This is a genomic window from Croceibacterium atlanticum, from assembly GCF_001008165.2.
GTDB lineage: Bacteria > Pseudomonadota > Alphaproteobacteria > Sphingomonadales > Sphingomonadaceae > Croceibacterium_C > Croceibacterium_C atlanticum.
Map to the genome: position 1 here is coordinate 482,046 of NZ_CP011452.2, position 25,322 is coordinate 507,367.

Annotated in this window: 21 protein-coding genes; 8 read left to right on the forward strand and 13 right to left on the reverse strand. The window is 61.8% G+C overall.

From position 1 onward, the window contains the following. Positions 1–49 precede the first annotated feature (49 nt). The 3 genes from WYH_RS02325 to WYH_RS02335 are packed head-to-tail and all read right to left on the reverse strand — an operon-like array spanning position 50 to position 3,341. Complete coding sequence (locus tag WYH_RS02325) at positions 50–733, reverse strand: TadE/TadG family type IV pilus assembly protein (protein WP_046904727.1); 684 nt, start codon at positions 731–733, stop codon at positions 50–52. A gap of 20 nt (positions 734–753) precedes the next feature. Then, the gene (locus WYH_RS02330) at positions 754–1,356 is read right to left on the reverse strand and encodes a TadE/TadG family type IV pilus assembly protein (RefSeq protein WP_235979775.1); all 603 of its coding nucleotides are present in this window, start codon (positions 1,354–1,356) and stop codon (positions 754–756) included. Then, positions 1,353–3,341: a pilus assembly protein gene (locus WYH_RS02335; protein ID WP_046902549.1), complete on the reverse strand. Its 1,989-nt coding sequence runs from the start codon at positions 3,339–3,341 to the stop codon at positions 1,353–1,355. Before WYH_RS02335 ends, WYH_RS02330 begins: the two co-directional genes overlap by 4 nt. A 116-nt stretch (positions 3,342–3,457) precedes the next feature. On the opposite strand from WYH_RS02335, the gene WYH_RS02340 reads away from it, so the two are divergent. Together WYH_RS02340 and WYH_RS02345 are read left to right on the forward strand one after the other, a co-directional pair. Then, entirely contained in the window at positions 3,458–4,159 is a 702-nt protein-coding gene (locus WYH_RS02340) for a hypothetical protein (protein WP_053833358.1), read from the forward strand. A gap of 21 nt (positions 4,160–4,180) precedes the next feature. Beyond that, positions 4,181–4,660 carry an EF-hand domain-containing protein gene (locus WYH_RS02345; RefSeq protein ID WP_046902550.1) on the forward strand — a complete coding sequence of 160 codons (480 nt, stop codon included), beginning with the start codon at positions 4,181–4,183 and terminating at the stop codon, positions 4,658–4,660. Here WYH_RS02345 and trmFO read toward each other — a convergent pair whose 3' ends face one another. Next, positions 4,661–6,013, reverse strand: coding sequence for a methylenetetrahydrofolate--tRNA-(uracil(54)-C(5))-methyltransferase (FADH(2)-oxidizing) TrmFO (trmFO, locus tag WYH_RS02350; protein ID WP_046902551.1), 1,353 nt, complete (start codon positions 6,011–6,013; stop codon positions 4,661–4,663). Between the two features lie 45 nt (positions 6,014–6,058). Here trmFO and WYH_RS02355 point away from each other — a divergent pair, with 45 nt between their 5' ends. Then, on the forward strand, positions 6,059–6,733 hold the full coding sequence (locus WYH_RS02355; RefSeq protein WP_046902552.1) for a lysoplasmalogenase family protein: 675 nt from the start codon (positions 6,059–6,061) through the stop codon (positions 6,731–6,733). A gap of 174 nt (positions 6,734–6,907) precedes the next feature. On the opposite strand, the gene gyrA is transcribed toward WYH_RS02355, so the two are convergent. Beyond that, complete coding sequence (gene gyrA, locus WYH_RS02360) at positions 6,908–9,694, reverse strand: DNA gyrase subunit A (protein WP_046902553.1); 2,787 nt, start codon at positions 9,692–9,694, stop codon at positions 6,908–6,910. Positions 9,695–9,970: 276 nt separating this feature from the next. Between gyrA and WYH_RS02365 the strand changes: the two genes are divergently transcribed. Further along, positions 9,971–11,248, forward strand: a complete 1,278-nt coding sequence (locus tag WYH_RS02365) for a tetratricopeptide repeat protein (protein WP_046902554.1) — start codon at positions 9,971–9,973, stop codon at positions 11,246–11,248. A 75-nt stretch (positions 11,249–11,323) separates the two neighbouring features. Here WYH_RS02365 and WYH_RS02370 read toward each other — a convergent pair whose 3' ends face one another. From WYH_RS02370 to WYH_RS02400, 7 genes are all read right to left on the reverse strand, one after another. Beyond that, positions 11,324–12,574 carry an alkaline phosphatase family protein gene (locus WYH_RS02370; protein ID WP_046904730.1) on the reverse strand — a complete coding sequence of 417 codons (1,251 nt, stop codon included), beginning with the start codon at positions 12,572–12,574 and terminating at the stop codon, positions 11,324–11,326. 107 nt (positions 12,575–12,681) lie between these two features. Next, complete coding sequence (ychF, locus tag WYH_RS02375) at positions 12,682–13,782, reverse strand: redox-regulated ATPase YchF (RefSeq protein WP_046902555.1); 1,101 nt, start codon at positions 13,780–13,782, stop codon at positions 12,682–12,684. A 91-nt stretch (positions 13,783–13,873) separates the two neighbouring features. Next, on the reverse strand, positions 13,874–14,185 hold the full coding sequence (locus WYH_RS02380; protein ID WP_046902556.1) for a PEP-CTERM sorting domain-containing protein: 312 nt from the start codon (positions 14,183–14,185) through the stop codon (positions 13,874–13,876). A gap of 214 nt (positions 14,186–14,399) precedes the next feature. Continuing rightward, positions 14,400–14,969, reverse strand: coding sequence for an aminoacyl-tRNA hydrolase (gene pth, locus WYH_RS02385; RefSeq protein ID WP_046902557.1), 570 nt, complete (start codon positions 14,967–14,969; stop codon positions 14,400–14,402). A 95-nt stretch (positions 14,970–15,064) separates the two neighbouring features. After that, entirely contained in the window at positions 15,065–15,712 is a 648-nt protein-coding gene (locus WYH_RS02390; RefSeq protein ID WP_046902558.1) for a 50S ribosomal protein L25/general stress protein Ctc, read from the reverse strand. A gap of 106 nt (positions 15,713–15,818) precedes the next feature. Next, positions 15,819–16,700 (reverse strand): TraB/GumN family protein, encoded by an 882-nt coding sequence (locus WYH_RS02395; RefSeq protein ID WP_169780684.1) that lies wholly within the window; start codon positions 16,698–16,700, stop codon positions 15,819–15,821. Then, positions 16,697–17,617, reverse strand: a complete 921-nt coding sequence (locus tag WYH_RS02400) for a TraB/GumN family protein (RefSeq protein ID WP_046902559.1) — start codon at positions 17,615–17,617, stop codon at positions 16,697–16,699. The genes WYH_RS02395 and WYH_RS02400 overlap by 4 nt, the downstream gene beginning before the upstream one ends. 171 nt (positions 17,618–17,788) lie before the next feature. Between WYH_RS02400 and WYH_RS02405 the strand changes: the two genes are divergently transcribed. Genes WYH_RS02405 through ppdK form a run of 3 tightly spaced genes read left to right on the forward strand, consistent with a single transcriptional unit; the run spans position 17,789 to position 23,693 of the window. Beyond that, positions 17,789–18,688, forward strand: coding sequence for a glycine--tRNA ligase subunit alpha (locus tag WYH_RS02405; protein WP_046902560.1), 900 nt, complete (start codon positions 17,789–17,791; stop codon positions 18,686–18,688). Positions 18,689–18,733: 45 nt separating this feature from the next. Then, positions 18,734–20,968: a glycine--tRNA ligase subunit beta gene (gene glyS / locus WYH_RS02410; protein WP_046902561.1), complete on the forward strand. Its 2,235-nt coding sequence runs from the start codon at positions 18,734–18,736 to the stop codon at positions 20,966–20,968. A gap of 55 nt (positions 20,969–21,023) precedes the next feature. Beyond that, entirely contained in the window at positions 21,024–23,693 is a 2,670-nt protein-coding gene (gene ppdK / locus WYH_RS02415; protein ID WP_046902562.1) for a pyruvate, phosphate dikinase, read from the forward strand. Here the strand turns inward: ppdK and WYH_RS02420 are convergent. Next, positions 23,690–24,463: a methyltransferase domain-containing protein gene (locus tag WYH_RS02420; RefSeq protein WP_046902563.1), complete on the reverse strand. Its 774-nt coding sequence runs from the start codon at positions 24,461–24,463 to the stop codon at positions 23,690–23,692. The two genes, ppdK and WYH_RS02420, sit on opposite strands and share 4 nt — an antisense overlap. Between WYH_RS02420 and WYH_RS02425 the strand changes: the two genes are divergently transcribed. Then, complete coding sequence (locus WYH_RS02425) at positions 24,462–25,274, forward strand: double zinc ribbon domain-containing protein (RefSeq protein ID WP_082347762.1); 813 nt, start codon at positions 24,462–24,464, stop codon at positions 25,272–25,274. The genes WYH_RS02420 and WYH_RS02425 overlap by 2 nt on opposite strands. Positions 25,275–25,322 lie beyond the last annotated feature (48 nt).

The window sequence follows — 25,322 nt, forward strand, 5'->3', positions numbered from 1 at the left end:
GGGGGCAGGCTGCCTGTCGGGGTCGCTCGCCGCCAATGCGGCAGCGGCCTCAACAGGTTGAAGTCGTCGTTCCCGACAGGCCGTCGCCGCCGCCGCCGGTCAGATTGCGGTCGTCGCGGACGATGAAGGCGGCTTCCTTCTTGAACTGCATCTCGTCCACGATCACGCCGGGAAAAAGCGGCGTGTAGCGGTAGAAGACTTCCACGAACATCACGGCCTGATTATCGCCGGCCATGACCCGGCGCCCCGTCTGCCCCAGGCCATAGGGGATTTCGGTGCCGTTCAGCCCGTTCATATCGCTGTCATTGCCGTAATCGGATCTCTCGTTCAGATCCCCGGCGCAGCGTTGCCAGTGAATATATTGCTTATCCGTCACCGGATCCTTTTCCAGGCTCGACAGGATGATCCGGCCATTATCTTCGAAATTCAGGGAGGACCCCTGTTCCATCGCCCCGAACATGAGGGCATCGATATCCGTTTCCGCCACGGTCGGGGCGACAGCGCTATTGTCCGTCTGACCGAGGCGGGAAGCATTGTCGGCCACGGAAAGCGCAAGCTGGCTGACCTGCATATTGGCAGACGTCATGTTGGCAATTTCCATGCCGCCCATGCCCAGGCCGATAATCACCGGCAGGCACAAGGCAAACTCGACCATGGAAATGCCGGTTTCATCCCGCGCCAGCGTCCGGCTGAGCCTGGGGAGGCGCGGCAGCAATTTTCCTGGCTTGCGCATGGTCCGCATCTTCGTGCCCCTCAACTGCTGCATGTGCCGGCAGTGGTTGCGTAACCAAGCTGGTTCGCAAATGGCTGGTTCTTCTTCACCGCCGTGGCCGTCAATGTCCGTTCGTTCCACATTTCGGGCATGAAAGGTATCTTGAACAGGGGAGAATAGGTCGCCGTGACGGTATAGATCACGACATCGCCGGCACCGCCATTATTGGCCACGCCGATATCGGCGTCCCAGATCCCGTTGCGGTTCTCGTCGACATAGGCCTCGCCATTGTCGCAGACATTGTTGCCATTCTCGTCATCGAATTGTTCAGGACGACCGATATCGGCGAAATCGAAATAGCTGAGGCGCTGCGGGTCCAGATCCACGCCCGGCAGGACAGGCCTGATCGCATCCTCCACGATCTGGTCGGCAACATCCGTATCGCCACCTTCCAGAGACGAATCGCGCGCGGCCCGTTCTACCGCACCGGCCAGAACCGACCGGGCGTAGACCATATGGGACAAATCATAGATGCCCATCAGCAGGATCACGAATACCGGCGCGATAAGGCCGAATTCCATCACCGCAGTGCCATCTTCCCGCCGGGATAGGGCGCGGAAGATCGATTTCGCAGAACGCATCATTGGATGACCCTCAATTCACCCACCTGCTTGGCAATTTCCTGGAACTGTTCGTTGAGTTCTTCGGCATTGTCGGCCTTGAATGCGCTGTTCGCCGATGCACAGGTTTGCAGCTCGCTAGAGAGAGTTACGCCGGAGCCAAAGGCGATCACCCACAGTCGGATACCGCGTGCCTTGATCGCTTCACATATCGCCAGATAGCGCGAACGGTGCCGCGGTTCCTGCCGGCTGCTGTTGCCGTTGCCTGTGATACGCCGGTCCAGATTTTCGATTCCGTAGGAAGAATTGATGCTCATCGACGGAGCCAGTTCACCATCGGTCATGAAAATCAGGTGCCGCGAGACGGTGCCGCCATTGCTCGGCTCTGCGGTTACGTTGCCGGAAAAAATGCCGCTGGGAGAACTGATCCGTGCGCCCCAGAGCAGGCCGAGATCGTGATAGGTGCTGCCGACCGGCGACAGGGAATCGGCATAATCATCGAAATCGCTTTCGCTCATTTCGGCCAGAAGCTGCGAACGCTGGGGGCAATATGTGTTGACACCTCCCCCATTGAAGGTCGGATCGACCGATCCCCGGTTGAATGTTACGTCATCCCAAAGTGGCTTCCACTTGGTGGCATCGTCCGATGTGGGTGCACTGTCGATGTCGAGGTCCAGCGCGGTCCCCGGCGTGATGCCGGTTGCCAGATTCACGAAGGAAAATGTGCTCGCATCGACCGTTTGTCGTTCCTGGATGCAGCCTTGCCAGGTTGACGTGACGTTTGAAGTGCGCCCGTACCAGCTGCCGACAGGAACGGAGACAGAGTTGAAGTTCTTGAAATTGCTGACATCGTAAGTGACAGGCTGGTAAACCCAGTCCTGATAATATTGCCCCGATCCCGTAACGGGGACCTGGTTCCGCGCTTCGTAACTGTAGCTGATCTTGTAACGCGTATATTCGCGGACATGGACGTAATAACCGGATCCATACCAGGATGAATAATACCGGCAGTCATAGTCTCTTTTGACGAATTCCTGCCTGTTACCATAGGCGGTTATCTTTCGGCCCGTCGCGGGATCCAGCGTCTCGCTTTCGACATCGGTCTGGATGCCGCCATTGGCGGTCCAGTCATTGTCATCCGCGGGCATGGAGTTTTCACAGGAATTGCGGTTGTAATAGCGCGTATCGTTCAGCCGCTGGAAATAACCGGTTTGCGGATTGGTCCAGGTGGGATCACCGCTTGTCCATTCGGCGACGACATCACTCCAGTTAACTGCCTGACGCGACTGGATGGTCACGGAATTGGCAATGTAATTGCTATCGACCGAATTGATCAGCCGTCCGACATTCACCGCGGAACTGTAAGGCACGAAACCATAGCGGATCCGGGCATTGCTGCCCTGGACCGAGGCATCCACCGTGTCGTAGAATTCCTTCATCGCTGTCTGCAGCGCGTAAATACGCGTGCCATCGCTTGGCACACCCCAGGACTGGCCATTGGGCGCCCAGGCCATCGACCCGGTATTGTCCAGCACGAACACGATATCGCTGTTGCCAACCCCCATGGAGGCGGAACAGGTGACGGAAAGATCGAATGTATCGAACCCGAATATCCGCATGATCACGGTGTCGAGCGTCACCGTGGCGATGCCGTTGACCGTGTTGCCGTCATCATCGGATGATGGCGTGAAGGCCGGTTCGGCTGTGCCTTGCTGGTCGACGTCGTAATTCGCATCGAAGAAGGCATTGGCCTGGCCCAGGGCCGTGGCATCGAAGCCATTGGTCGAAACGGCCCGGCGCCCGGCCAGCACGCCCGCGTCGCACGCGGCCTGCAGGCGCCGCTCGGTCATATAACCGCGCGCCATGTCCACGCCGCTGCCGACCAGCCCCGCCAGCACAAGCATGCCGACAGCCATCATCGGCAGCACACTGCCACTTGCGTCGTTCAGAAGCGCCTTGAAAGGGCGTTTCCATCGACCATGAAATCCAGGTCGCGATTTGCCAGACATGAGTTCAGCCACTGAGCGGCCCCCGCCGATTGTCCCGATCAACCTCAAGGCTTTAGAGAGTTGTAGTAAGTGCTTATTCAACCGACGAAGTTAAGAAGCCGTTATATTGCGGCGGCGTGGCCAAGATCGTTGCGCCTGATGTGGATGCGCCCCTAAAGGCGGCGGCTGTGACGGATAACGATCTCATTACCGAATTGCCGCCTGCGCAGCGGCTGGCGCTGTCCTATGCCTCGCATCGCAGCCGGCCCGCGCATCTCGCGCTTCTGGCCCTGGATGCGCGGCTTTCGCAGATCATCCGCAACCGGCGCGAACCCCTTCTGGCCCAGATGCGCCTGGCCTGGTGGCGGGACATGTTGGGCAAGCAGGCGGAAGACTGGCCATCCGGCGATGCCATACTCGACAAACTGCGCCATTGGCGCGCGCCGCAGGATCTGGCCGCTCTGTCCGATGGGTGGGAAGCGCTGCTGGCATCCGACCTGTCCGCGCATGTAATCTCCGAATTCGTCGATGGGCGGGGCCGGGCCTTTGCCGCGCTGGCGCGTGAACTGGGCGTGCAGGGTGATGATGATGCGCGGCAGGCGGCGCAGATATGGGCGCTGGCCGATCTGGCGAATAATCTGTCCGACGGGGAAGAGCGGGCACTGGTGATCGACTATGGCAGAAGCCGGCCGCCTGCGCCGCGCCTTTCCGCCAGCCTGCGGCCGCTGGCCGTGCTGGCGGGGCTGGGCGGCCAGGCGCTCAAAAATGGGGGAACGCCGCTGTTGAACGGGCCCCGCAGCCTGTTTCAGGCCTTGCGGATAGGCTTCACCGGAAGGTAGGTCTGCGGCCAGGGGGTCGCAATGAACCGGATAGTGCTGGGTGTCTTTATCGGCTTGATGCTGGTGGGTGTGGGACTGTTCTGGCTGCAGGGCAGGGCAGCGGTGGAACGTGGAGCGCCACCTCCCGAACCCGAAGCTCCCGATGGGCCGGGCAGCGATGTCCTGCCATTCGCTGATATTGCCGGGCTGGAAGGGCCGGAACCGCCCGAAGCGACCGAGCTTACCCGCGAACAGCGCCGCTTCTTCCGTTATGACCGGAACCGCGATCTCAAGATCACGCGTAACGAAATGCTTTCCACACGCACGGCCGGTTTTCGCAAGCTGGACGTGGACGGCAACAATCTGCTGACTTTCGAGGAATGGGCCGTCACCACGGCAGAGCGGTTTGACGAGGCGGATGCCAATGGCGATCGTGAGCTGACGCCGGCCGAATTCGCAACCACCGGCCGCAAATCCTCGCAAAGCTCAAGCGGGAGAAGCAATAGCGGCTGCGATTGCTGATCAGGCCGGGAGCGGCGCCAGTTCCTCCAGCCAGCGGCCGAAATCTTCCTTGGCGCGGCCGGTATAGGATTCCTTGCGCTGCTTCTTCTTCACATCGTGCAAGGGCGGGAACAGGCCGAAATTGATATTCATCGGCTGGTAGCTATCCGCCTCCGCATCGCCGGTAATGTGGCCCAGCAGGGCGCCCATGGCCGTGGTGGCGGGCGGGGGATTCCAGCTGCGCCCGCCCAGTTCGGCCGCAGTCATCAGGCCGGCCAGCAGACCGACGGAGGAACTTTCGATATAGCCTTCGCAGCCGGTGATCTGCCCGGCGAAGCGGATATGTTCCGCCCCTTTCAGTCGCAACTGCCTGTCCAGGACGATCGGGGAATTGAGGAACGTGTTGCGGTGCATACCGCCAAGCCGGGCGAATTCCGCCTTCTCCAGCCCGGGAATGGTCCTGAACAATTCCACCTGGGCGCCATATTTCAGCTTGGTCTGGAAGCCGACCATGTTCCACAGCGTGCCCAGCTTGTTATCCTGCCGCAATTGCACCACGGCATAGGGCCAGCGGCCCTGCGGAAAATCCTCGCAGGCCGTGCGCGGATCATCGAGGCCGACCGGCTTCATCGGTCCATAACGCAGCGTGTCGACACCGCGTTCGGCCATCACCTCAATCGGCATGCATCCTTCGAAATAGGGCGTGTCGGCTTCCCAGTCCTTGAATTCGCCCTTTTCGCCGTCGAGCAGCCCCTGGTGGAAGGCCAGATATTGCTCCTTCGTCATCGGGCAATTGATGTAATCCTTGCCGTCCCCCTTGTTCCAGCGGGACTGGAACCAGCAGATATCCATGTCGATGGAGTCGCGATGGACGATCGGGGCGATTGCATCGAAGAAGGCCAGGCTGTCTTCCCCCGTCACCTTGCCGATGCTCCTGGCCAGGCTGGCGGCAGTCAGCGGCCCGGTGGCGACGATGGTGAGGCCGCTTGTCGGCAGTTCGTCCACTTGTTCGCGAACGATTTCTATATTCGGGTCCTGTTCCAGCGCTTTCTGCACTTCGGCGGAAAATACGTCCCGATCGACCGCCATGGCCGAACCTGCCGGTACGCGCGCAATTTCGCCGGCGCGCATGACCAGCGAATCGAGACGCCGCATTTCGTGATGCAACAGGCCGACCGCATTGCGCTCGTCATCGTCGGAACGGAAGGAATTGGAGCATACAAGCTCCGCCAATCCGTCCGTCTGGTGCGCAGGCGTGGACCCGCCGCCGCCGCGCATTTCTGACAGGCGGACCTTCACCCCGCGCCTTGCGAGTTGCCAGGCTGCCTCGCTGCCGGCGAGGCCGCCGCCGATAATGTGCACGTCATGAACCATGCAGCGGGCGCTTGCTCCTGCGCGCGGGCCGCGTCAAGGGAGGCTATGCCCAAGCGCGCACTTGCCCAGAAACGCCCCTTCCTGCTGGCCAGCATCGCGGCCGCACTGGCATTCTATTATCTGCGGGCCGGCCCCTATCCCGATGTGATCCTGATACCCTTGAAAGGGTCGGCCGTGGCGTTGCTGGCTATCTATGCCTGGCTACGGCACATGAGCCAGGATGCAAGATTGCTGGCGATCATGCTGGTGCTGGCGGCTTTGGGTGACATGGCGCTGGAATTCTATTCCGGCGTGGCAGCCGTGATTTTCTTCGGCCATCATGTCGTCGCGCTGATGCTCTATCTGCGGCACAGGCGGGAACGGCTTGCCCCCAGCCAGAAGGCCACGGTGGTGGCGCTGCTGCTGCTTACGCCCGCTATCGCATGGCTGCTGCCTGCGGATCCGGCCGGGCGGGAGCAGGCATTGATCTATGGTTTTTCTCTGGGCGGCATGGCTGCATCGGCGTGGGCCAGCAGCTTCCCCCGCTACCGCGTAGGAGCGGGGGCGGTGCTGTTCCTGCTGGCGCATATGCTGCTGATTGCGGAATTCGGCCCGCTGGAGGGGAACGAGATTCCGCGAATTTTCGCCTGGCCGGTATATTATCTGGGCCAGTTGCTGATCGTGACAGGCATTGCCCAGACATTGCGCAAACGCGATCCGGAATTGCGGCTGGTGAAATAAACCGGAAGCCCCGCCGGGCCAGACATCTGCCATGGACCGGATCATGCGCCGGGCGGCGGCTCTGCCAGCGCCGGGGCTGGCGGGGCGATAAGCCGGGCGCCGGAAGATCGCAATTGCGTGTAACCGGATAAGAAAAAGGGGCGAAGCAGTGATGCGATTCGCCCCTTTTTATCTTCAGTCTTCGCTCTCAGGCGGCGATTCGTCCCGATCGCTTTCGGCGGGCGGAGCGGTTTCTTCCGTGCCGCGACCGACCATTTCCTCGACCACGGCCTCTTCCGCCGTATCCTCGGGCGCTTCGTCATCGTCGATACGCACGGCGCTGACGACGAATTCACCCTTGCCGACATCGAACAGGCGCACGCCCGCACTGTTGCGGCCGATCACGCGCAAAGTGTCCAGCCCGATGCGGATCAGCTTGGCCTGATTGGTCACCAGCATCAGCTGGTCTTCCTTGGACGCGGCGAAACTCGCCACGACGCGGCCATTGCGCTTGATATTGTCGATATTGGTGATGCCCTGGCCACCGCGCCCGATCCGCCGATATTCATAAGCGGAGCTGAGCTTGCCATAGCCATTGGCGCAGACGGTGAGGATGAACTCTTCCTTTTCGGTCAGTTCATCAAAACGCTCGGGCGGCAATTCAGGCTCGCCCTCACGCTCTGCCTTCCATGGGGCAAAACGGAGATATTGATCGCGCTCTTCCGCATTCGTGCCGACGCGATGGAGGATGGAGAGCGAGACAACTTCATCCTCGCCCTTCAGATTCATCCCGCGCACGCCGGTGGAGGTGCGGCTGGTGAATTCGCGAATATCCTCCGCAGCGAAGCGGATTGCCTTGCCGTCGCGGCTGGCCAGCAGCACGTCGTCTCCGGCATCGAGCAGGGCCACGCCGATCAGCTTGTCGTCGCTGCCTTCCTCGAAGCGCATGGCCAGTTTGCCGTTGCTGGGAATATTGGCGAAGGCATCCATCGAGTTACGCCGGACATTGCCCTTGGCCGTTGCGAAGACGACGCTGAGTGCGCCCCAGCTGTCCTCATCTTCGGGCAGGGGCAGCACGGCCGCGATCGTTTCACCATCTTCCAGCGATGGAAGCAGATTGATGATCGGCCGCCCACGCGTGGCGGGGCCGCCTTCGGGGAGCTTCCAGACCTTCAGGCGATAGGCCTTGCCGGCGGTGGAGAAGAACAGCACCGGATTGTGGGTGCTGGTGACGAACATCGCCTTCACCGCATCCTCCTCCTTCGTCGCCATGCCAGAGCGGCCCTTGCCGCCGCGGCCCTGGGCGCGGAAGGTGGAAAGCGGAGTGCGCTTGATATAACCGTCGAGAGTGACGGTCACCACCATGTCATCCCGCTCGATCAGATCCTCGTCATCGAGGCCATCCCATGCGGGCGCGATTTCGGACAGGCGCGGCGTGGCGAAATTGGCGCGGATTTCCTCCAGCTCGCCCTGCATCACTTCGTAAAGCTTGCGGCGATTGCCGAGAATTTCCAGGAATTCGGCGATCTTGATCGCCAGTTCCTTCAATTCGTCACCGATCTCGTCCCGGCCGAGTGCCGTCAGACGATGCAAACGCAGGTCGAGGATGGCCTTCACCTGCGCTTCGGACATGCGATAGGTGCCTTCCGGCCCGTTCTGCTCGTCCTCAACCGCTTCTACCAGGGTCAGGTAAGGCGCGATTTCTGCCGTCGGCCAATCCTTTGCCAGCAATTTGGCGCGGGCCTCCGCCGGGTTGGACGATCCGCGGATCATCGCCACCACTTCGTCGAGATGGGAAACCGCGACCACCAGGCCGAGCAGGAGATGGGCCCGTTCCCGTGCCTTCAGCAGCTCGTATTTGGTGCGCCGGGTTATCACCTCTTCGCGGAACTGGATGAAGCTCTGCACGATATCGCGCAGGGCCAGCGTTTCCGGGCGTCCACCGCGAATGGCGAGCATGTTGGCCGGGAAGCTGGATTGCGCGGGCGTGTGCCGCCAGATCTGGTTGAGCACGACCTCCGCCGTGGCATCGCGCTTCAGGTCGATGACCACGCGCACGCCATCGCGATTGGATTCGTCGCGAATGTCGGAAATGCCTTCGATCCGCTTTTCCTTGGCGGCATCGGCAATCTTTTCAACCAGGCCGGCCTTGCCGACCTGATAGGGGATCGATGTCAGGACGATCGACTGGCGATCACCGCGCTTTTCCTCGATCTCGTGCCGGCATCTGGTCAGGATGGAGCCACGGCCGGTAGTATAGGCTGCCCGGCTGCCCGCATTGCCCAGAATGATCGGCGCGGTGGGGAAATCGGGACCCGGAATATAATGCATCAGCTCTTCGCTGGTGATTCCCGGATTTTCGATGAAGGCCAGGCAGCCATCGATCACTTCGCCCAGATTATGCGGCGGAATATTCGTGGCCATGCCCACGGCGATACCGCCCGCGCCATTGACCAGCAGATTGGGGAACCGTGCCGGAACAACAGTCGGTTCCTGGCGCGAACCGTCGTAATTGTCCGCCCAGTCGACCGTATCCTTCTCGATATCCTCCAGCAGAGCCATCGCCGGCTTGGCCAGGCGCGCTTCGGTATAGCGTTCTGCCGCTGGCGGATCCGGGTCCATGGACCCGAAATTGCCCTGGCCGTCGATCAGCGGAACCCGCATCGACCATGGCTGCGCCATGCGCGCCAGCGCGTCATAAATCGCCTGGTTGCCGTGCGGGTGATAATTGCCCATCGTGTCGCCGGTGATCTTGGCGGACTTGCGATAGGGGCGGCCGGGCAGGAAGCCGCCTTCGTGACAGCTCCAGAGAATGCGCCGGTGCACCGGCTTCAGGCCATCGCGCACATCGGGCAACGCGCGCGACACGATTACGCTCATCGCGTAATCGAGATAGCTGGTCTTCATCTCATCGACGATGTCGATGCGATTATATTCGCCCGGTCCTGCCGGGGCTTCTGCTGTATCAGTTGTGTCGTTCACCTGCGCGGTTCGCCCGTCTTGTTGTGCCTTGTTTTGACCCGCAAATGCCTAGGGCATACATGCCCGTCAGGCCAGCCGAAGGGGGGCGGGGCAGGCGTCGCGGGCCGCTTTATCCACATTTGACGGCATTCGGACGTCCTGCATCGGTTAAATAGCCATTCAGGCCGGAATTCCTAGGAGCGGTTTGCAATTTTGCGCGTTACGCGACAGTAGCGTTAACGACACGAATGGGCTCTACCCAGCGGTAGGCCGCAAGTCCGACAGGAGAGACTATACATGGTTCGCAAGCTCAGTCCTGCCCGCCGCAAGGCCCGCCAGGGCCTTTCCTCAGCCCTCGCACTGGCTCTGGCCCTGACGGGCGGCGCTGTACTCGGCACGGTCGCACTGGATACCCCGGCGCAGGCACAGGATCAGGAAAAGCCGAAGAATTCCAAAGCATTCGCCAAGGCATATCAGCCGGTTGCCGATATGGTGAATGCCGAAGATGGCGACACGGCAGCAGCCAAGGAGCAACTGCCCGAGGTGATCGCCAAGATCGAAAACTCCACGGATCGCTTCTTCGCCGGCAATCTCAGCCTGATGCTGGGCAACAAGCTGAACGACAAGGCGTTGCAGCGCCAGGGGCTGGAACTGATGGTCGAAAGCGGTCAGACTCCGCCGGAACAGCTGGGCCAGTTCCAGTTCTTCATCGGTAATCTCGCTTATGATGCGAAGGATTATGCCGCTGCGCGTGAGGCACTGCTCGGCGCGAAGCAGGCCGGCTACCAGGACGACAATCTCGACGGCCTGCTGGCGGAAACCTATTTCGTCCAGAACATGCCGGCCGAAGGCGTTGCCTTCGTGCAGGAAGCGGCCAAGGAACGCATGGCTGCCGGCCAGCCGGTTCCGGCACAGTGGCTGCTGCGCGCCCTGCAGATCGCTTATAACGAGAGCCTGACCCAGCAGGCGAACGACGTTGCCCTGCTGCTGGTCCAGACCAATCCGACCAAGGACAACTGGGTCGGTGCAATGCAGGTCATCGCTGCCCTTAACGAGATGGAAGTCCCGCAGCAGCTCGATTTCTTCCGTCTGATGATGGCAACGGATTCGCTCTCGCAGCGCCGTGAATTCGTCCAGTATATCGAAGCCGCCGATCCGCGCATCATGTCCACCGAAGTGCAGCGCGTGCTCGATGCCGCGGTGGGAGCGGGTGAACTGGCAGCCAGCGACCAGTATTATGCCGATGTGAAGCGGGTCGTTGACCAGCGCGAAGGTGAAGACGCGGCCGATGCGCCGAGCCTGGAAGAAGAAGCGCGTTCCGCCGCAAGTGGCGAAGCGGGCGTTGTGGCGGGCGATGTCTATATGTCGCTGGCCAATTACGCCAAGGCCGAGGAAATGTACCAGCTGGCCGTCGACAAGGGCGGTGCGGATGCCAATCTGGCGCTGACCCGTCTCGGTATCGCGCAGACGCATCAGGGCAAATTTGCCGAAGCGAAGGCAACTTTCGCCAAGGTCGATGGCAATCGCGCCCTGCTGGCCAAGCTGTGGTCGGCCTATGCCGACAGCCAGGCCTGATCGGACCTGACATTACGGGCCGGCTGAGGCCGGCCCGGATAGAACGGCGCGCCCCAAAGGCGCGCCGTTTTCTTTTCAGTCTTGCCTGAGTGCGCCGCCGAGCGGTTCCAGATCGCCATCGAGGGAGCGATCCTGCGGCAGGCCCAACACTTCGCGCAGAAGCGGGTTCACATCCACATTGTCAAAATCGGGCAAGGTGACGCCGGATCGGAAGGCCGGGCCATTGGCGATGAAAGTGGCCCGCATATCAGGATCGAGATTGTCCCAGCCATGAGTGCCGCCATCCTTCATCTGCTTGGCATCGGGGCGGGGTGGCTTGGCGCGGATGATCCAGCCGGATTCCGCAAGACAGACATAATCAGGCACACGCGGATGGGTGCCATATTCGAACCGCGCCGGTATTTCCGCCTTGGGCCAGCATTCCATGTGTTCATGCGGTTCCAGCAAGAGGGCCGAAAGTTCGGCATCCTTGCCGGGCACCGGGTTGATCGAGCTGTAGGCTCCTTCCTCGATCGGCACACCAATGCCATCCAGTTGCCGATAGAGAGGAATAACCCGGTCAGCACTGGTCGGACCCATCCCGTGGTCCGATACGATCACGATATTCGCGGGCTGGCCCATTTCGGCCAGTGCATCGCGCAAGCGGCCGATCTGGCTGTCCACCACGGCAACCTCTTCATCGGTTTCCGGGGCGAAGGGGCCGAAATCGTGACCGGCGCTGTCCACCGATTCAATGTAGAGAATCATGAATTGCGGGCGATTTTCCGTCGGCCGGCGTGCCCAGTCGATGATAGCATCCACGCGTTGCCGCGTCCCGATATCAACACTGAACTGGTGCCAGTCGGTGGGGTAAAGACCATTGGCCTTCACCGTCGTGCCGGGCCAGAACTGGGTCGCGGTGCGGATTCCGGCCTTTTCCGCGGTAATCCAGATCTGGTCTGCACCGTCCCACCATTCCGGTTCCTGCGATCCCATCCAGAAACTGTGTTTCGGATCTTCGGGATCGACCATATTGTTCCCGACAATGCCGTTATGGTCAGGCCGCAGCCCGGTTGCGACCGCATTGTGATTGGGGAAGGTCTTGGTCGGGAATGACGGGATCATGGATGCCCGCACGCCTTCCGCCGCCATTTGCGACAGGACCGGTGTGATTCCCCGGTCCAGATAGTCCGGCCGAAAACCGTCAATCGATACCAGGATCGTGATCGGAGCCCGCTGTTCTTCAGACCTTGCCGATTGTACGGCCTGTTCCGGCGGCGCTGCGGCCAGTGCGGGGATGGGCAGGGCGGCCGATGCCGCGGCGATGAGGAGGTGAGGCAAACGCATGATGCTGAACTGCCAGATCAGTGTGACCGAATGGAGTCGCTTGTCCGTCTGTGCGCGGGCGGCACGCAGATTGGGCGCCCGCTGCACAGCCGGGGTGAAGTGGCCGATCAGACGTTGAACTTGAACATCATCACGTCGCCATCCTGCACCAGATATTCCTTGCCTTCCTGGCGCAACTTGCCCGCTTCGCGGGCACCGCTTTCTCCGCCGAAAGCGATGTAATCCTCAAACGCGGTGGTTTCGGCGCGGATGAAGCCCTTTTCGAAATCGGTATGGATTTCGCCTGCGGCCTGCGGCGCCTTGGCCCCATCCGGGAAGGTCCAGGCGCGCGCTTCCTTCGGGCCGACAGTGAAGAAAGTCTTGAGGCCGAGCAGATCGTAGCCAGCGCGGATCACACGGGCGAGACCGGATTCTTCCAGGCCGAGTTCCGAGAGGAATTCCGCCTTTTCTTCCGGTTCCATGCCCACCAGTTCGGATTCGATCGCGGCCGAAACCACCACCGCCTGGGCATTTTCCGCCGCGGCCTTCTCGAACACTTTCTTCGACAACTCATTGCCGGTCGCTGCATCTTCTTCGGCGACATTGCAGACATAGAGGACGGGCTTGGCCGTCAGAAGCTGCGCCTGTTCGAACAGGCGGGCTTCCTCGTCATCCTTCGGTTCGGTCAGCCGCGCGGGCTTGCCTTCACGCAGCAGGTCCAGCGCCTGGCCGAGAACGCTGGTCAGCGCCTTGGCTTCCTTGTCCCCGCCCGTAGCGCGACGTTTCGCATTTTCGACCCGCTTTTCCAGGCTTTCGAGATCGGCCAGCATCAGTTCCGTCTCGACAACTTCGGCGTCCGCAATCGGATCGACCTTGTTGGAGACATGCTGGATATCGTCATCCTCGAAACAGCGCAGCACGTGCACGATGGCATCGACTTCGCGGATATTGCCGAGGAACTGATTGCCCAGTCCTTCACCCTTGCTGGCACCCTTAACCAGGCCCGCAATGTCTACGAAGGACAATTGGGTGTGGATCACCTTCGCGCTGCCGGCGATCCTGGCGAGCTGTTCCAGCCGCGGATCGGGCACGGCGACCTGCCCGACATTGGGCTCGATCGTGCAGAAGGGATAATTGGCCGCCTGGGCGGCCTGCGTTTCGGTAAGAGCGTTGAATAGCGTCGACTTGCCCACATTGGGCAAGCCGACGATTCCGCAGCGGAATCCCATGGAAAGTCGGTCCTTAAAGCCTTTGCTGGGCCGCCTTTAGCGGCGACACCGGCGAAAGGCCAGAGAACGGGGTTCCGCTGCGGTGGGTAGATCAGGCCTTGCGGCGACGGCGACGCGAACGGGCGAAGCCCACGCCGATCAGTCCGGCGCCGAACATTGCCAGCATGCCGGGTTCCGGAACTTCGGTGCCGCCCGAGCTGCCGCCGTCCGGGACACCGCCGGAGCTGCCGCCGTCGGGAACGCCGCCCGAAGATCCCCACCCGCCGGAAGTGCTGCCGCCATGGCCGCAGCCCGGATGGTGGCTGTGCGAACCGCCGCCCCACCAGCCGCCGGCAGAAGCCGGGGAGGCGACGGCAAGAGCGCCGATGGCGATTGCAGGCAAGATGATCTTACGGTTCAGCATGGTTGATCCCCTGTTTACCTTTTGATTTGCAAATGTGTTTGCGAGTTATGGTTCGTCGCAACCTTAGCAAACCCCGTGCCAATCCCAGTTTTCCGGCGTTTATGGTGGTTAACGGGGGAGGGTTGGCAGGGGAGCTGTCAATCAGCCCGACAGCTGAGCCGTAAATTATGGTTAAATTCCGCTTAAGCCTTGTGGGCCGCCCAGGCCGCCGGGTTCAGCCTTGCTGGCGCAGGGCGACGTCGCTCATGAAACGGGCATTCTCACCCTTGACCAACCATTCGGCTTCGGCCCCCATGGCGCCAAGCATGGTGATCAGATCGTCCTGTTCGGCCTTGGCATAATTGCCCAGCACATAGCCGGTTACGCGGTCCTTGTGGCCGGGATGGCCAATGCCGATCCGCACCCGGCGGAAATCGGGGCCCAGATGCCTGTCGATGGAACGCAGGCCATTATGGCCGGCCGTGCCGCCCCCGGTCTTCACCTTCACCTTGAAAGGGGCGAGGTCGAGTTCATCGTGAAAGACTGTGAGTGCATCCATCCCCAGCTTGTAGAAGCGTATCGCTTCCCCGACGCTGCGGCCGCTTTCATTCATGAAGGTGGCCGGTTTCAGAAGCAGGATCTTTTCACCACCGATCCGGCCTTCCTGCAGCCAGCCCTGGAACTTCTTCTGAACGGGGCCGAATCCGTGCATTTCGGCGATGACGTCCATCGCCATGAAGCCGACATTATGCCGGTGCATCGCATATTGCGGACCGGGATTTCCAAGACCAACCCAAAGCTGCATCCCGCGCACCTATTCGCTGTGAGCCAAAAAGCAAAGCGCCGGCCGCGCTGCAATAGCGGGCCGGCGCCTGAAATGCCGAATATGCGGCGTAAGGATCAGTCTTCGGATGCTTCCGTCGACTCTGCCTCTTCGCCGCCTTCCTCTTCCTCGGAAGCCGCAGCTTCGGAGCGCTTGAGGGCAGACGGAGCTACGACCGTCGCGATCGTGAAGTCGCGATCGGTGATCGCGCTTTCCGAACCGGCGGGCAGCTTCACATGGCTGATATGGATCGAATCGCCGACTTCGAGGCCGGTAACGTCGATTTCGATCTCGCCCGGAATCTTGTCCGCTTCGCAGACCAGTTCAAGCTCGTGACGCACGACGTTGAGCACGCCGCCCTTCTTGAGGCCGGGGCTGGCTTCTTCATTGATGAAGAGCACGGGAACGGCGACATCGATCTTCGCGTCCTTGGCAAGACGCAGGAAATCGGCATGCAGCGGACGATCGGTGACGGGATGCAGGGCAACGTCCTTGGGGATCGTGCGCTGCTTCTTGCCGTCGATCTCGATCATGACGATCGAGTTCATGAAGTGCCCGGTGTCCAGCTGTTTCATGAGGAGCTTTTCCTCAACGTGGATCGTGGTCGGTTCTTCCTTGCCGCCATAAATAACGGCGGGAACACGGCCTTCGCGGCGCAATACACGGGAGGCTCCCTTGCCAGCCCGTTCGCGCAGCTCGGCCGGCAGGGTCAGAGCGTCGCTCATATCTCGTGCCTTTCGAATGCGTTGGTTTGGTTTCCCGTCACGCCTCCAGGGATGACCATGACAGGAAGGCCGGGCGCATAGTGCCATTGCCTGTGAATGGCAAGCTCTACTGCAGGCGGGCCACCGTGAAGCCGCGGGCTTCCAGCAGGGCCGGCAACCCGTCCCGCCCCAGCATATGCGCCGCGCCAACCGCGATGAACGGTCGGCGCCCTTCTGTCAGAAGGCTTTCTATCCGATCCATCCATGCAAGGTTGCGGTTGGTGAGCAAGGCCTGCCGCAGATCCGGATCGGCCAGGATGCCGATGCCGGTTTCATGTTCCAAAGTCTGAAGGTCGCCGGTCAGCCAGGCGACGATATGATCGTCGCTGCGGTCGCCATCCACATCGTTGGCCAAACCCAGGAGCAGTTTCTCCTGCTGATCATGGGTAAGCCGGTCAAAGCGGTCATATTGTTCGGCAAAGCTTTCCAGCCCGACTACACTAGCTGCATCGGCCAGCAGGGCACGGTCCACGCCTTGCGAAGGTTCATGCCGGCGCGCGCCATTGGCCAGCAGCAATCCCGCCGCCCAGCTTTCCATTCCGGCCAGTTCGGCATCGTCCATATCCGCACGGTCCATGAATTCGCGCAGGGCAGGGCGGTCCTTCGGTGGCACGCGTTCGGAAAGCGGCGGCAGGCCGGGCTGGCGCGCCCGGGCCATGAAGGCGGCACTGGCGGCGTCGCCATCGTTCAGATCGGCGATTTCGACGACGAGGACCGAGGATTGGTCCAGGGCTGCATCGAGCGCCGGATTGCGCCAGTCCAGCCCCCTGGGCAGGGCGTGCACGGTCCCGAACAGCCAGCCTTCCGTTCCGCCGGGCCCGGTAACATGCCACAGGGCCGGGGACGGGGCGGGCCAATCCGTCCGCCCTTCGTCCGACAGGGCGCCGCAGCCGGTCAGCCACAAGGCCCCTGCCAGAAGAATGGCCAGTCCGGATCGGATAGAGGTCACTCCCAGATGCGGTCGACTTCCAGCCCGCGCTGGCGCAACTGATCCTGCACGCTGCCCTTGCCGGCCAGATGTCCGGCGCCCACGGCGATAAATATTGTGCCGGGCTGATCCAGACGTTTTTTGATCCAGTCGGCCCAATGGGCATTCCGATTGGTCAGCAGGCGTGCATATAGCGCAGGGTCGGTCATCTCGGCATTCAGCAGATCGGCCAGATCGTCCGCATCGCCTTCCAGCCATTCGGCGATCATCGCGTTCAGCGTGCTGCCTGCCTTCGGCACCGTTTCAACGGTTTCATCCAGGAAGGTAAGCTGATCTTCCATCGGCATGCTGTCGAACAGCTGGATCTGGTCGTCGATAGTTTCCAGCGCGCCGCGCTTCTTCTTCTCGCCCGCCTTGTTGCCCAGCGAAAATTCAACGCCTGTTTCGGTCTGGAACCCGTCCTTCATCAGCGGCAGGAGGGTAAGCGTCATCGCCGCGAACCAGGGTTCCAGCCGGTCCAGCGCTTCCACCGGCAGGCCGAGCGCAACCAGCGCTTCTTCATACTGCCGGCGGTTTTCCTCCGTCATCAGTTCGCGCAGTTTCTGCCCGGGCGGGAGCATGCCCGCGGCCGCCAGCGCCTGCGATGATGCAGCGGCATCGCCGAGGTCGATTTCGGTCACCAGTTCATCGGAGGCGTTGAAGGCGCGCTCCACCTTGCCGTCGAACCAGTCCACATCCTTGGGCAGGGCATGGACCGTGCCGAAGAGATAGATGGTCGTATCCTCGTCGCTGACGGACCAGAGAGCCGGCCCCGGCGCTACACCTGCGGGCCGCACTTCGGTAATCGCTGCGGGACCACCTTCGCTGGTCGAACAGGCGCCGGTGAAGGCGATGGACAGGGCCGCGATGGAAGTTGCGGCGATGCGTTTGATGGACATTCGGTTTCCCTTTGGGATTTCGCGTAACCTCTTAGCGATTCCTGCCGTCAGGAACAGGCCTGTCTATCGCGCCGGGGGCACAGGAGGCGGTGTTGTGTTCTTGCCGCATCCCGCCGCATGATGCCGCCACGCCATTGACGCTTATCGGGCCATCGGCCAAAGCCGCGCGCGATGAAGAGAGAGCCGCAAAAAAGCTTTCAGGACATGATCCTCGCGCTCCACGATTACTGGAGTGCGCAGGGCTGCCTGATCCTGCAGCCATATGACATGCGCATGGGTGCAGGGACGTTCCACACCGCCACGACCTTGCGCACGCTGGGGCCGGAGCCGTGGAATGCCGCCTTCGTGCAGCCAAGCCGGCGGCCGACCGATGGCCGATATGGCGAAAATCCCAACCGGTTGCAGCATTATTACCAGTATCAGGTGATCATGAAGCCGAGCCCGGCCAATCTGCAGGAACTTTACCTGCAGAGCCTGGCGGTGATCGGCATCGATCCGCTGAAACACGATATCCGCTTCGTGGAGGATGACTGGGAAAGCCCCACGCTGGGCGCCTGGGGTCTTGGCTGGGAAGTCTGGTGCGACGGGATGGAAGTCACCCAGTTCACCTATTTCCAGCAGATGGGCGGGTTTGATTGCAAGCCGGTGGCCGGGGAACTGACCTACGGGCTCGAACGGCTGGCCATGTATATCCAGAATGTCGACAATGTGTACGATCTCGATTTCAACGGGAAGGGCGTCACCTATGGCGATGTCTTCCTGGAAAACGAACGGCAGATGTCGAAATGGAATTTCGAAGTCGCCGATACCGATGCCCTGTTCGACCTGTTCAACAAGGCGGAAGCGGAGTGCCGCAACTGCCTGGAAAACAACGTGCCCATCGCGGGCTATGAACAGGCGGTGGAAGCCAGCCACATCTTCAACCTGTTGCAGGCGCGCGGCGTGATCAGCGTGCAGGAACGCGCCAGCTATATGGGCCGCGTCCGTGATCTCGCCCGCGGCAGTTGCGAGGCATATATGGCCAAGGAGAAAGAGCGCTGGGCTGCCGAATATGACGGGTGGACGGCATGATACAGCAAGTGACATTCCACGAGCGTATGTGTGGGAGTGCGGCCCATGGCTGATTTCCTTCTCGAACTGCGCTGCGAGGAAATTCCCGCACGGATGCAGAAGGGCGCGCGCGCCGATCTGGAAAAGCTGTTCCGGCAACAGCTGGACGAAGCGGGCATCAAGCCCGGCGCGATCACCGTATGGTCCACGCCGCGCCGTCTGGCCCTGATTGCAGAGGGTCTGCCCGAACAGACCGAAGCGGTAAGCGAAGAGGCCAAGGGCCCGCCCGAAGGCGCGCCCGATCAGGCGGTGGAGGGTTTCTGCCGCAAGAACGGCGTCACGCGCGATCAGCTGGAAGTGCGGGACGTGAAGGGCCGCCCGACCTATTTCGCCGTCCGCAATATTCCCGGCCGCGCGGTCAAGGATGTGCTGGCGGAAGCGATCCCGGCCATCATCCGCGCCTTCCCCTGGCCCAAGAGCATGCGTTGGGGCGCGGCCTCCCTCCGCTCCGAAAGTTTGCGCTGGGTCCGCCCGCTTTCCGGCATTGTCGCCATTCTGGGCGAGGAGCTGGTGGAATGCGAAGTGGACGGCGTGCCGAGCGGCTATGCCACTCTGGGCCACCGCTTTCATTGCCCGGGCCCGATCACGATTGGCGGCGCCGATGATTATGCGGGCAAATTGCGCGCCTGCCACGTAATCGTCGATCATGCAGAGCGCGAGGCCATCGTGCGCGAAGGCGCGGCGAAGGCTGCCGCCGATGCCGGTCTGACGCTGGTGGAAGATGAAGGGCTGGTGGTGGAAAATGCCGGCCTGACCGAATGGCCGGTGCCGCTGCTTGGCCGTTTTGACGAGGCATTCCTGGAAGTGCCGCCTGAAGTCATCCAGCTGACGGCGCGGACGAACCAGAAATATTTCGTCTGTGAAAAGGATGGCAAACTCGCCAATGCCTTCATCTGCACCGCCAATATCGAAGCGAGCGATGGCGGCGCGGCGATTGTCGATGGCAACCGCAAGGTGCTCGCCGCGCGGCTATCCGATGCGCGCTTCTTCTGGGACGTGGACCGCAAGGTGAAGCTGTCCGAACAGGTGAAGAAGCTGGAGCGCATCACCTTCCACGAAAAGCTGGGCACGGTGGCTGACAAGGTCGAGCGCGTGGCCAAGCTGGCCCGCTGGCTGGTGGAAGAAGGGATTGTCACCCCATCGGGAGTCCCCGCGAAGGCGGGGACCTCAGGCGAAGGCGCCGGGCCGAACGAGGTCCCCGCCTTCGCGGGGACTCAGGCAGAGCTGGCCGACATGGCCGAACAGGCCGCGCGCCTGTGCAAGGCGGACCTCGTCACCGAAATGGTCGGCGAATTCCCCGAACTGCAGGGCCTTATGGGCGGCTATTACGCCCGTGCGGAAGGGCTGCCCGATGCAGTCGCCGACGCAATCCGCGATCATTACAAGCCGGTCGGGCAGGGGGACGATGTGCCTACCGCGCCGGTGACGGTGGCGGTAAGTCTGGCCGACAAGCTGGATACGCTGGTCGGCTTCTTCCAGATCGATGAAAAGCCCACTGGCTCGAAAGATCCCTTCGCGCTGCGCAGGGCCGCGCTCGGCATATTGCGATTGATCCTGGAGAACGGTCTTCGCGCATCGATGTTCGACCTGATCGCTCATGCCGCGCACCACGGAAAATCATCCGATGCGGGCCGCGACATCGCAAACTTCCTGATCGAACGGCTGAAGGTTCAGCAGCGCGATGCGAATATCCGGCACGATATGATTGACGCGGTCGTGGCTGTCGAAACGGGCGGTGACAATGTCCGCATGGTCAATCGCACCAGCGCTCTCCAGCGCTTTCTGGATACCGAAGACGGCGCCAATCTCCTCGCCGGATACAAGCGTGCGGCCAATATCCTGAAGAAGGAAGACTGGCACGGAATCGAAGCGGAAATCCCGCAGACTGGCGAGGAAGATCCGCTGGCGGAAGTGGACGATCCCGACCTGAAGCCGGTGATCGCCGCCAAGATGGCGGAACGCCATGCGAAGGAACTGTCCTACACGCCCGATCCGGCGGAAAAGGCGCTGATCGATGCCCTGGACGAGGCGCAGCCCCGGGCTGCCGCCGCGATCGAGGCGGAGGATTTCGAGGCAGCCATGGCGGCTTTGGCGGCGCTCCGCGCGCCGATCGATCGGTTCTTTGACGAGGTTACGGTGAATGTCCCCGATAAGGACAAGCGCGCAAGCAGGCTTGATTTGCTTGATCGCTTCCGCGCTGCGGTGCACCAAGTGGCCGATTTTTCGAAGATCGAAGGCTGATTTTTTCTATTCGGAACACTGTTCCAGCCGTTCCAGGCTGACTGTTTGAGGGGACATGATGAATACGGTCTACACATTCGGCGGCGGCGCATCGCATGGCGATCCGCGCGCTACGGACAAGACCATTACCGGCGGCAAGGGAGCCAATCTGGCTGAAATGGCCAGCATTGGCCTGCCCGTTCCCCCGGGTTTCACGATCACGACCGAAGAATGCGTGCGCTATCTGCGGGAAGGGTCGGACTTTTCCGACAAACTGCGTTCCGATGTGGCCGAAGCGCTGACCCATATCGAAAAGACGGTTGGCAAGAGCTTCGGCTCCGCCAGCGATCCCCTGCTGGTTTCCGTCCGTTCCGGCGCGCGCGTTTCCATGCCCGGCATGATGGATACGGTACTCAATCTCGGCCTTAATGACGAGACGGTGAAGGGCCTCGCCGCGACATCAGGGGACGATCGCTTCGCCTGGGATTCCTATCGTCGCTTCATCCAGATGTATTCCGACGTGGTGCTCGGCCTCGATCACGGATTGTTCGAGGAAGCGCTGGAAATCGCCAAGGAAGACAACGGCTATTTCGCGGATACGGAACTGACGGCGCAGGACTGGCAATCGCTGGTCGCCGAATACAAGGAAATCGTCGCGCGCGAACAGGGCAAGCCCTTCCCGCAGGACGTGACCGAACAGCTGTGGGGCGCAATCGCCGCCGTGTTCGACAGCTGGGATTCGGACCGCGCCAAGGTCTATCGCCGGCTGAACGACATTCCGGGCGACTGGGGCACTGCCGTCAATGTGCAGGCCATGGTCTTTGGCAATATGGGCGATACCAGCGCCACGGGCGTTGCCTTCACCCGCGATCCCTCCACCGGGGACAGGCAATATTACGGCGAATGGCTCGTCAATGCGCAGGGTGAGGACGTTGTGGCGGGTATCCGCACGCCGCAATATCTGACCAAGCGCCGCCGCGAAGATGCCGGCGCCGACAAGCCGAGCATGGAAGAAGCCATGCCCGATGCCTATAACGAACTGGCCCGCGTGTTCGAGCTGCTGGAGCAGCATTACAAGGACATGCAGGATATCGAATTCACCGTGCAGCAGGGCAAGTTGTGGATGCTGCAGACCCGCAGCGGTAAGCGCACCGCCAAGGCCGCGTTGAAGATGGCGGTCGACATGGTGGCTGAAGGCCTGATCGACGAGGAAACGGCGGTGCTGCGCGTGGATCCCATGGCGCTGGACCAGTTGCTGCACCCCACGCTCGATCCCGATGCACAGCGGGATGTGCTGGCCAAGGGGCTGCCCGCCAGCCCCGGCGCGGCCAGCGGCAAGATCGTGCTGGATGCCGACACGGCCGAACAATGGGCGCAGCATGGCGACAAGGTGATCCTGGTCCGCGTGGAAACCAGCCCGGAAGACATTCACGGCATGCACGCGGCGCAGGGCGTCCTGACCGCTCGCGGCGGGATGACCAGCCACGCCGCCGTTGTTGCACGCGGCATGGGGCGGCCCTGCGTTTCGGGTGCCTCTTCGGTTTCCATCGATATCAAGGCGCGGACCTTGCTGGTCGGCAATCGGGAATTGAAGGAAGGCGATACGATCACGCTGGACGGGGCCACCGGCGAAGTCATGTATGGCGAAGTTCCGACCATCGAACCGGAACTGGCGGGCGATTTCGCCACATTGATGGAATGGGCGGATCGTCACCGCCGCATGAATGTGCGCACCAATGCCGAAACACCGGCGGATTGCCGCATGGCGCGCCAGTTCGGCGCGGAAGGCATCGGCCTGTGCCGGACTGAGCACATGTTCTTCGATGCCGGCCGCATCAGCGCCGTGCGCGAAATGATCCTGGCTGAAAACGAAGCCGGCCGACGCAAGGCGCTGGAAAAGCTGCTGCCCGAACAGCGCAGCGATTTCGTGGAGATCTTCACCACCATGGCGGGCCTGCCATGCACGATCCGCCTGCTGGATCCGCCGCTGCATGAATTCCTGCCCCACGAAGATGCGGAATTCGCCGAACTGGCGGAAACGACCGGCTTCGGCGTAGATCATCTGAAACGGCGCGCGAACGAACTGCACGAATTCAACCCGATGCTGGGCCATCGCGGCTGCCGTCTGGGCATTACCTATCCGGAAATCTACGAAATGCAGGCCCGGGCCATCTTCGAGGCTGCCTGCGAAGTCGCGGAAAAGAGCGGCGAAGCCGTGGTGCCGGAAGTGATGATCCCGCTGGTAGGGACGAAGCGCGAGCTGGAGATCCTGCGCAAGCTGGTGAACGATACGGCCGAAAAGGTGTTCTCCGAAAAGGGCCGCAAGCTTGATTATCTGGTCGGCACGATGATCGAACTGCCGCGCGCCGCCCTGATGGCAGGCGAAATTGCGGAAGAAGCGCTCTTCTTCTCTTTCGGCACCAATGACCTGACGCAGACGACGCTTGGCGTCAGCCGCGATGATTCCGCGCGCTTCCTCGCCGTTTATGTCGAAAAGGGCATTTTCCAGCGCGATCCCTTTGTCAGCCTGGATATTGAAGGTGTGGGGCAATTGGTCAGTGTCGCGGCTGAACGCGGCCGCGCAACCCGCCCCGATATCAAGCTGGGCATTTGCGGCGAACATGGCGGCGATCCGGCCAGCATCGCATTCTGCGAAAAGGTCGGCCTCGATTATGTCAGCGCGTCGCCCTATCGCGTGCCGATTGCCCGGCTCGCGGCGGCGCAGGCCGCGCTCCGCGCAGGCTAACGCCGGCGCCCGCTCAGGGTCAGGATTTCGAAGGTTTCGGTCACCCGGCCTTCGGAGTCCGCCTGTGCGATGAATGCCTGTTCGGCAAGGCGAAGCTGTGCCTTGCCGAGCGGAGGCGCGGTTGAGGCAAGGACATTGCCGAGGCCCTGGGCCCGCAAATCCTCAGCCAGATTCTGTAGCCTGGAATAGCGGACCTTGAGCGGATGCCCGTCCACCACCGGGTCTGCCCAGTTCGCCCTTTGCAATAATTGTGCCCCGGCACGCACATCCACCATCGGATGCAGCCGGGCCGCCGGGCGATTGCCATCCGCCGCCAGCATCGCCCCGCGCAGCACCGGCAGGCTGCCAGCCCCGGCAAAGCTGGCAATGGCGAGCCCGCCCGGCTCCAGCGCATTGCGTATATGGATCAGGGCGCCGGGCAGATCATTGACGGTATCCAGCGTGCCAAGGCTCGCAATGAAGTCGAAACCGGAGAAGGGGAGGGGGCGTTCCTCCTCCACCCTTTCCTCGCCGGAGGATGGGGCGGGATCGGCACGAACAACCTGCGCGCCCCTCTCGCCCAGAATGGTGGCAAGCCGTCCGCTCCAGTCACCGATGACAAGTGCGCGTTTCGGTTCATGCATGACGAAAGCGAGCCGTTCGATCACGTCATCAATCATATCGTCCAGCACGAAACGCGCCGCATTGGGCCGGGCCTGCAGCGTGCCTATCCTGCGGCGCGCGGCATTGCGGCGCTGGGCGGAGAAAATAGTCGGGGGAACATTTGCCATGTTTCGCACCTGCCGCGCGGGGCGCGGCCATGCAAGGTGGCTTGCTGCAATCCACGCGCCGGGGCATCAGCATGCGGTGTTTCTCAAGGCTTCCTTCGCCCCGCTGGTGGATCTCGTCTATCCACCGCGCTGCCCGTCATGCGGCGCCGGAATTGCCGCTCAACAGGGGCTATGCACCGATTGCTGGAGCGAGTTGGTTATTCCCGGCGAACCGTCCTGCGAAAAATGCCAGCGCCCCTTCGGCAATGCCTCGCTCGAACAAGGGGCCATTTGCGCACCTTGCATGGCAGATCCGCCCTTGCATGATGGGATCGCGGCCGCCGCGCTCTATAATGATGCCTCAAGGCAATTGGTCCTGTCGTTCAAACATGGCCGCAAGATCGCACTGGCACCCATGCTGGCGCGGCTGATCCTGACGCGGTTACCTGCGCTTGACGGGGAATGGCTGATCGTGCCGGTGCCGCTGCACCGCAGCAGGATATGGCAGCGTGGATATAATCAGTCTGCCCTGCTGGGGCAGGAAATCGCGCGGCGGCGCAATCAGAAAATGTTGTATGACGGATTGATCCGCCGCAAGCGGACGCCGCCACTTGGGGGTCTGGGAAAGAAGGCGAGGGCGAGGGCACTTTCCGGCGCAATCACATTTAACCCGAAGAGGGCCCGGCAACTCAACGGGGCGCGGGTTCTTCTGGTTGATGATGTGATGACCAGCGGTGCCACCACCCAGGCCTGCGTCAAGGCGTTGAAGCGGGCGGGCGTAAACAAGGTGCGGATTGCCTGCTTCGCCCGCGTACTGGATGAAGCGCTATGACCCCCAATGCAAAACGCCCGGGGGAAAACCCCCGGGCGCCGCGTGACG

Bases quoted from the DNA above. Each gene is read 5' to 3' on its own strand.
- WYH_RS02325 (WP_046904727.1), bottom strand. From the start codon at position 733: ATGCGCAAGCCAGGAAAATTGCTGCCGCGCCTCCCCAGGCTCAGCCGG.
- WYH_RS02330 (WP_235979775.1), bottom strand. From the start codon at position 1,356: ATGATGCGTTCTGCGAAATCGATCTTCCGCGCCCTATCCCGGCGGGAA.
- WYH_RS02335 (WP_046902549.1), bottom strand. From the start codon at position 3,341: ATGTCTGGCAAATCGCGACCTGGATTTCATGGTCGATGGAAACGCCCT.
- WYH_RS02345 (WP_046902550.1), top strand. From the start codon at position 4,181: ATGAACCGGATAGTGCTGGGTGTCTTTATCGGCTTGATGCTGGTGGGT.
- trmFO (WP_046902551.1), bottom strand. From the start codon at position 6,013: ATGGTTCATGACGTGCACATTATCGGCGGCGGCCTCGCCGGCAGCGAG.
- WYH_RS02355 (WP_046902552.1), top strand. From the start codon at position 6,059: ATGCCCAAGCGCGCACTTGCCCAGAAACGCCCCTTCCTGCTGGCCAGC.
- WYH_RS02365 (WP_046902554.1), top strand. From the start codon at position 9,971: ATGGTTCGCAAGCTCAGTCCTGCCCGCCGCAAGGCCCGCCAGGGCCTT.
- WYH_RS02370 (WP_046904730.1), bottom strand. From the start codon at position 12,574: ATGCGTTTGCCTCACCTCCTCATCGCCGCGGCATCGGCCGCCCTGCCC.
- ychF (WP_046902555.1), bottom strand. From the start codon at position 13,782: ATGGGATTCCGCTGCGGAATCGTCGGCTTGCCCAATGTGGGCAAGTCG.
- WYH_RS02380 (WP_046902556.1), bottom strand. From the start codon at position 14,185: ATGCTGAACCGTAAGATCATCTTGCCTGCAATCGCCATCGGCGCTCTT.
- pth (WP_046902557.1), bottom strand. From the start codon at position 14,969: ATGCAGCTTTGGGTTGGTCTTGGAAATCCCGGTCCGCAATATGCGATG.
- WYH_RS02390 (WP_046902558.1), bottom strand. From the start codon at position 15,712: ATGAGCGACGCTCTGACCCTGCCGGCCGAGCTGCGCGAACGGGCTGGC.
- WYH_RS02400 (WP_046902559.1), bottom strand. From the start codon at position 17,617: ATGTCCATCAAACGCATCGCCGCAACTTCCATCGCGGCCCTGTCCATC.
- WYH_RS02405 (WP_046902560.1), top strand. From the start codon at position 17,789: ATGAAGAGAGAGCCGCAAAAAAGCTTTCAGGACATGATCCTCGCGCTC.
- glyS (WP_046902561.1), top strand. From the start codon at position 18,734: ATGGCTGATTTCCTTCTCGAACTGCGCTGCGAGGAAATTCCCGCACGG.
- ppdK (WP_046902562.1), top strand. From the start codon at position 21,024: ATGATGAATACGGTCTACACATTCGGCGGCGGCGCATCGCATGGCGAT.
- WYH_RS02425 (WP_082347762.1), top strand. From the start codon at position 24,462: ATGTTTCGCACCTGCCGCGCGGGGCGCGGCCATGCAAGGTGGCTTGCT.
- WYH_RS02420 (WP_046902563.1), bottom strand. From the start codon at position 24,463: ATGGCAAATGTTCCCCCGACTATTTTCTCCGCCCAGCGCCGCAATGCC.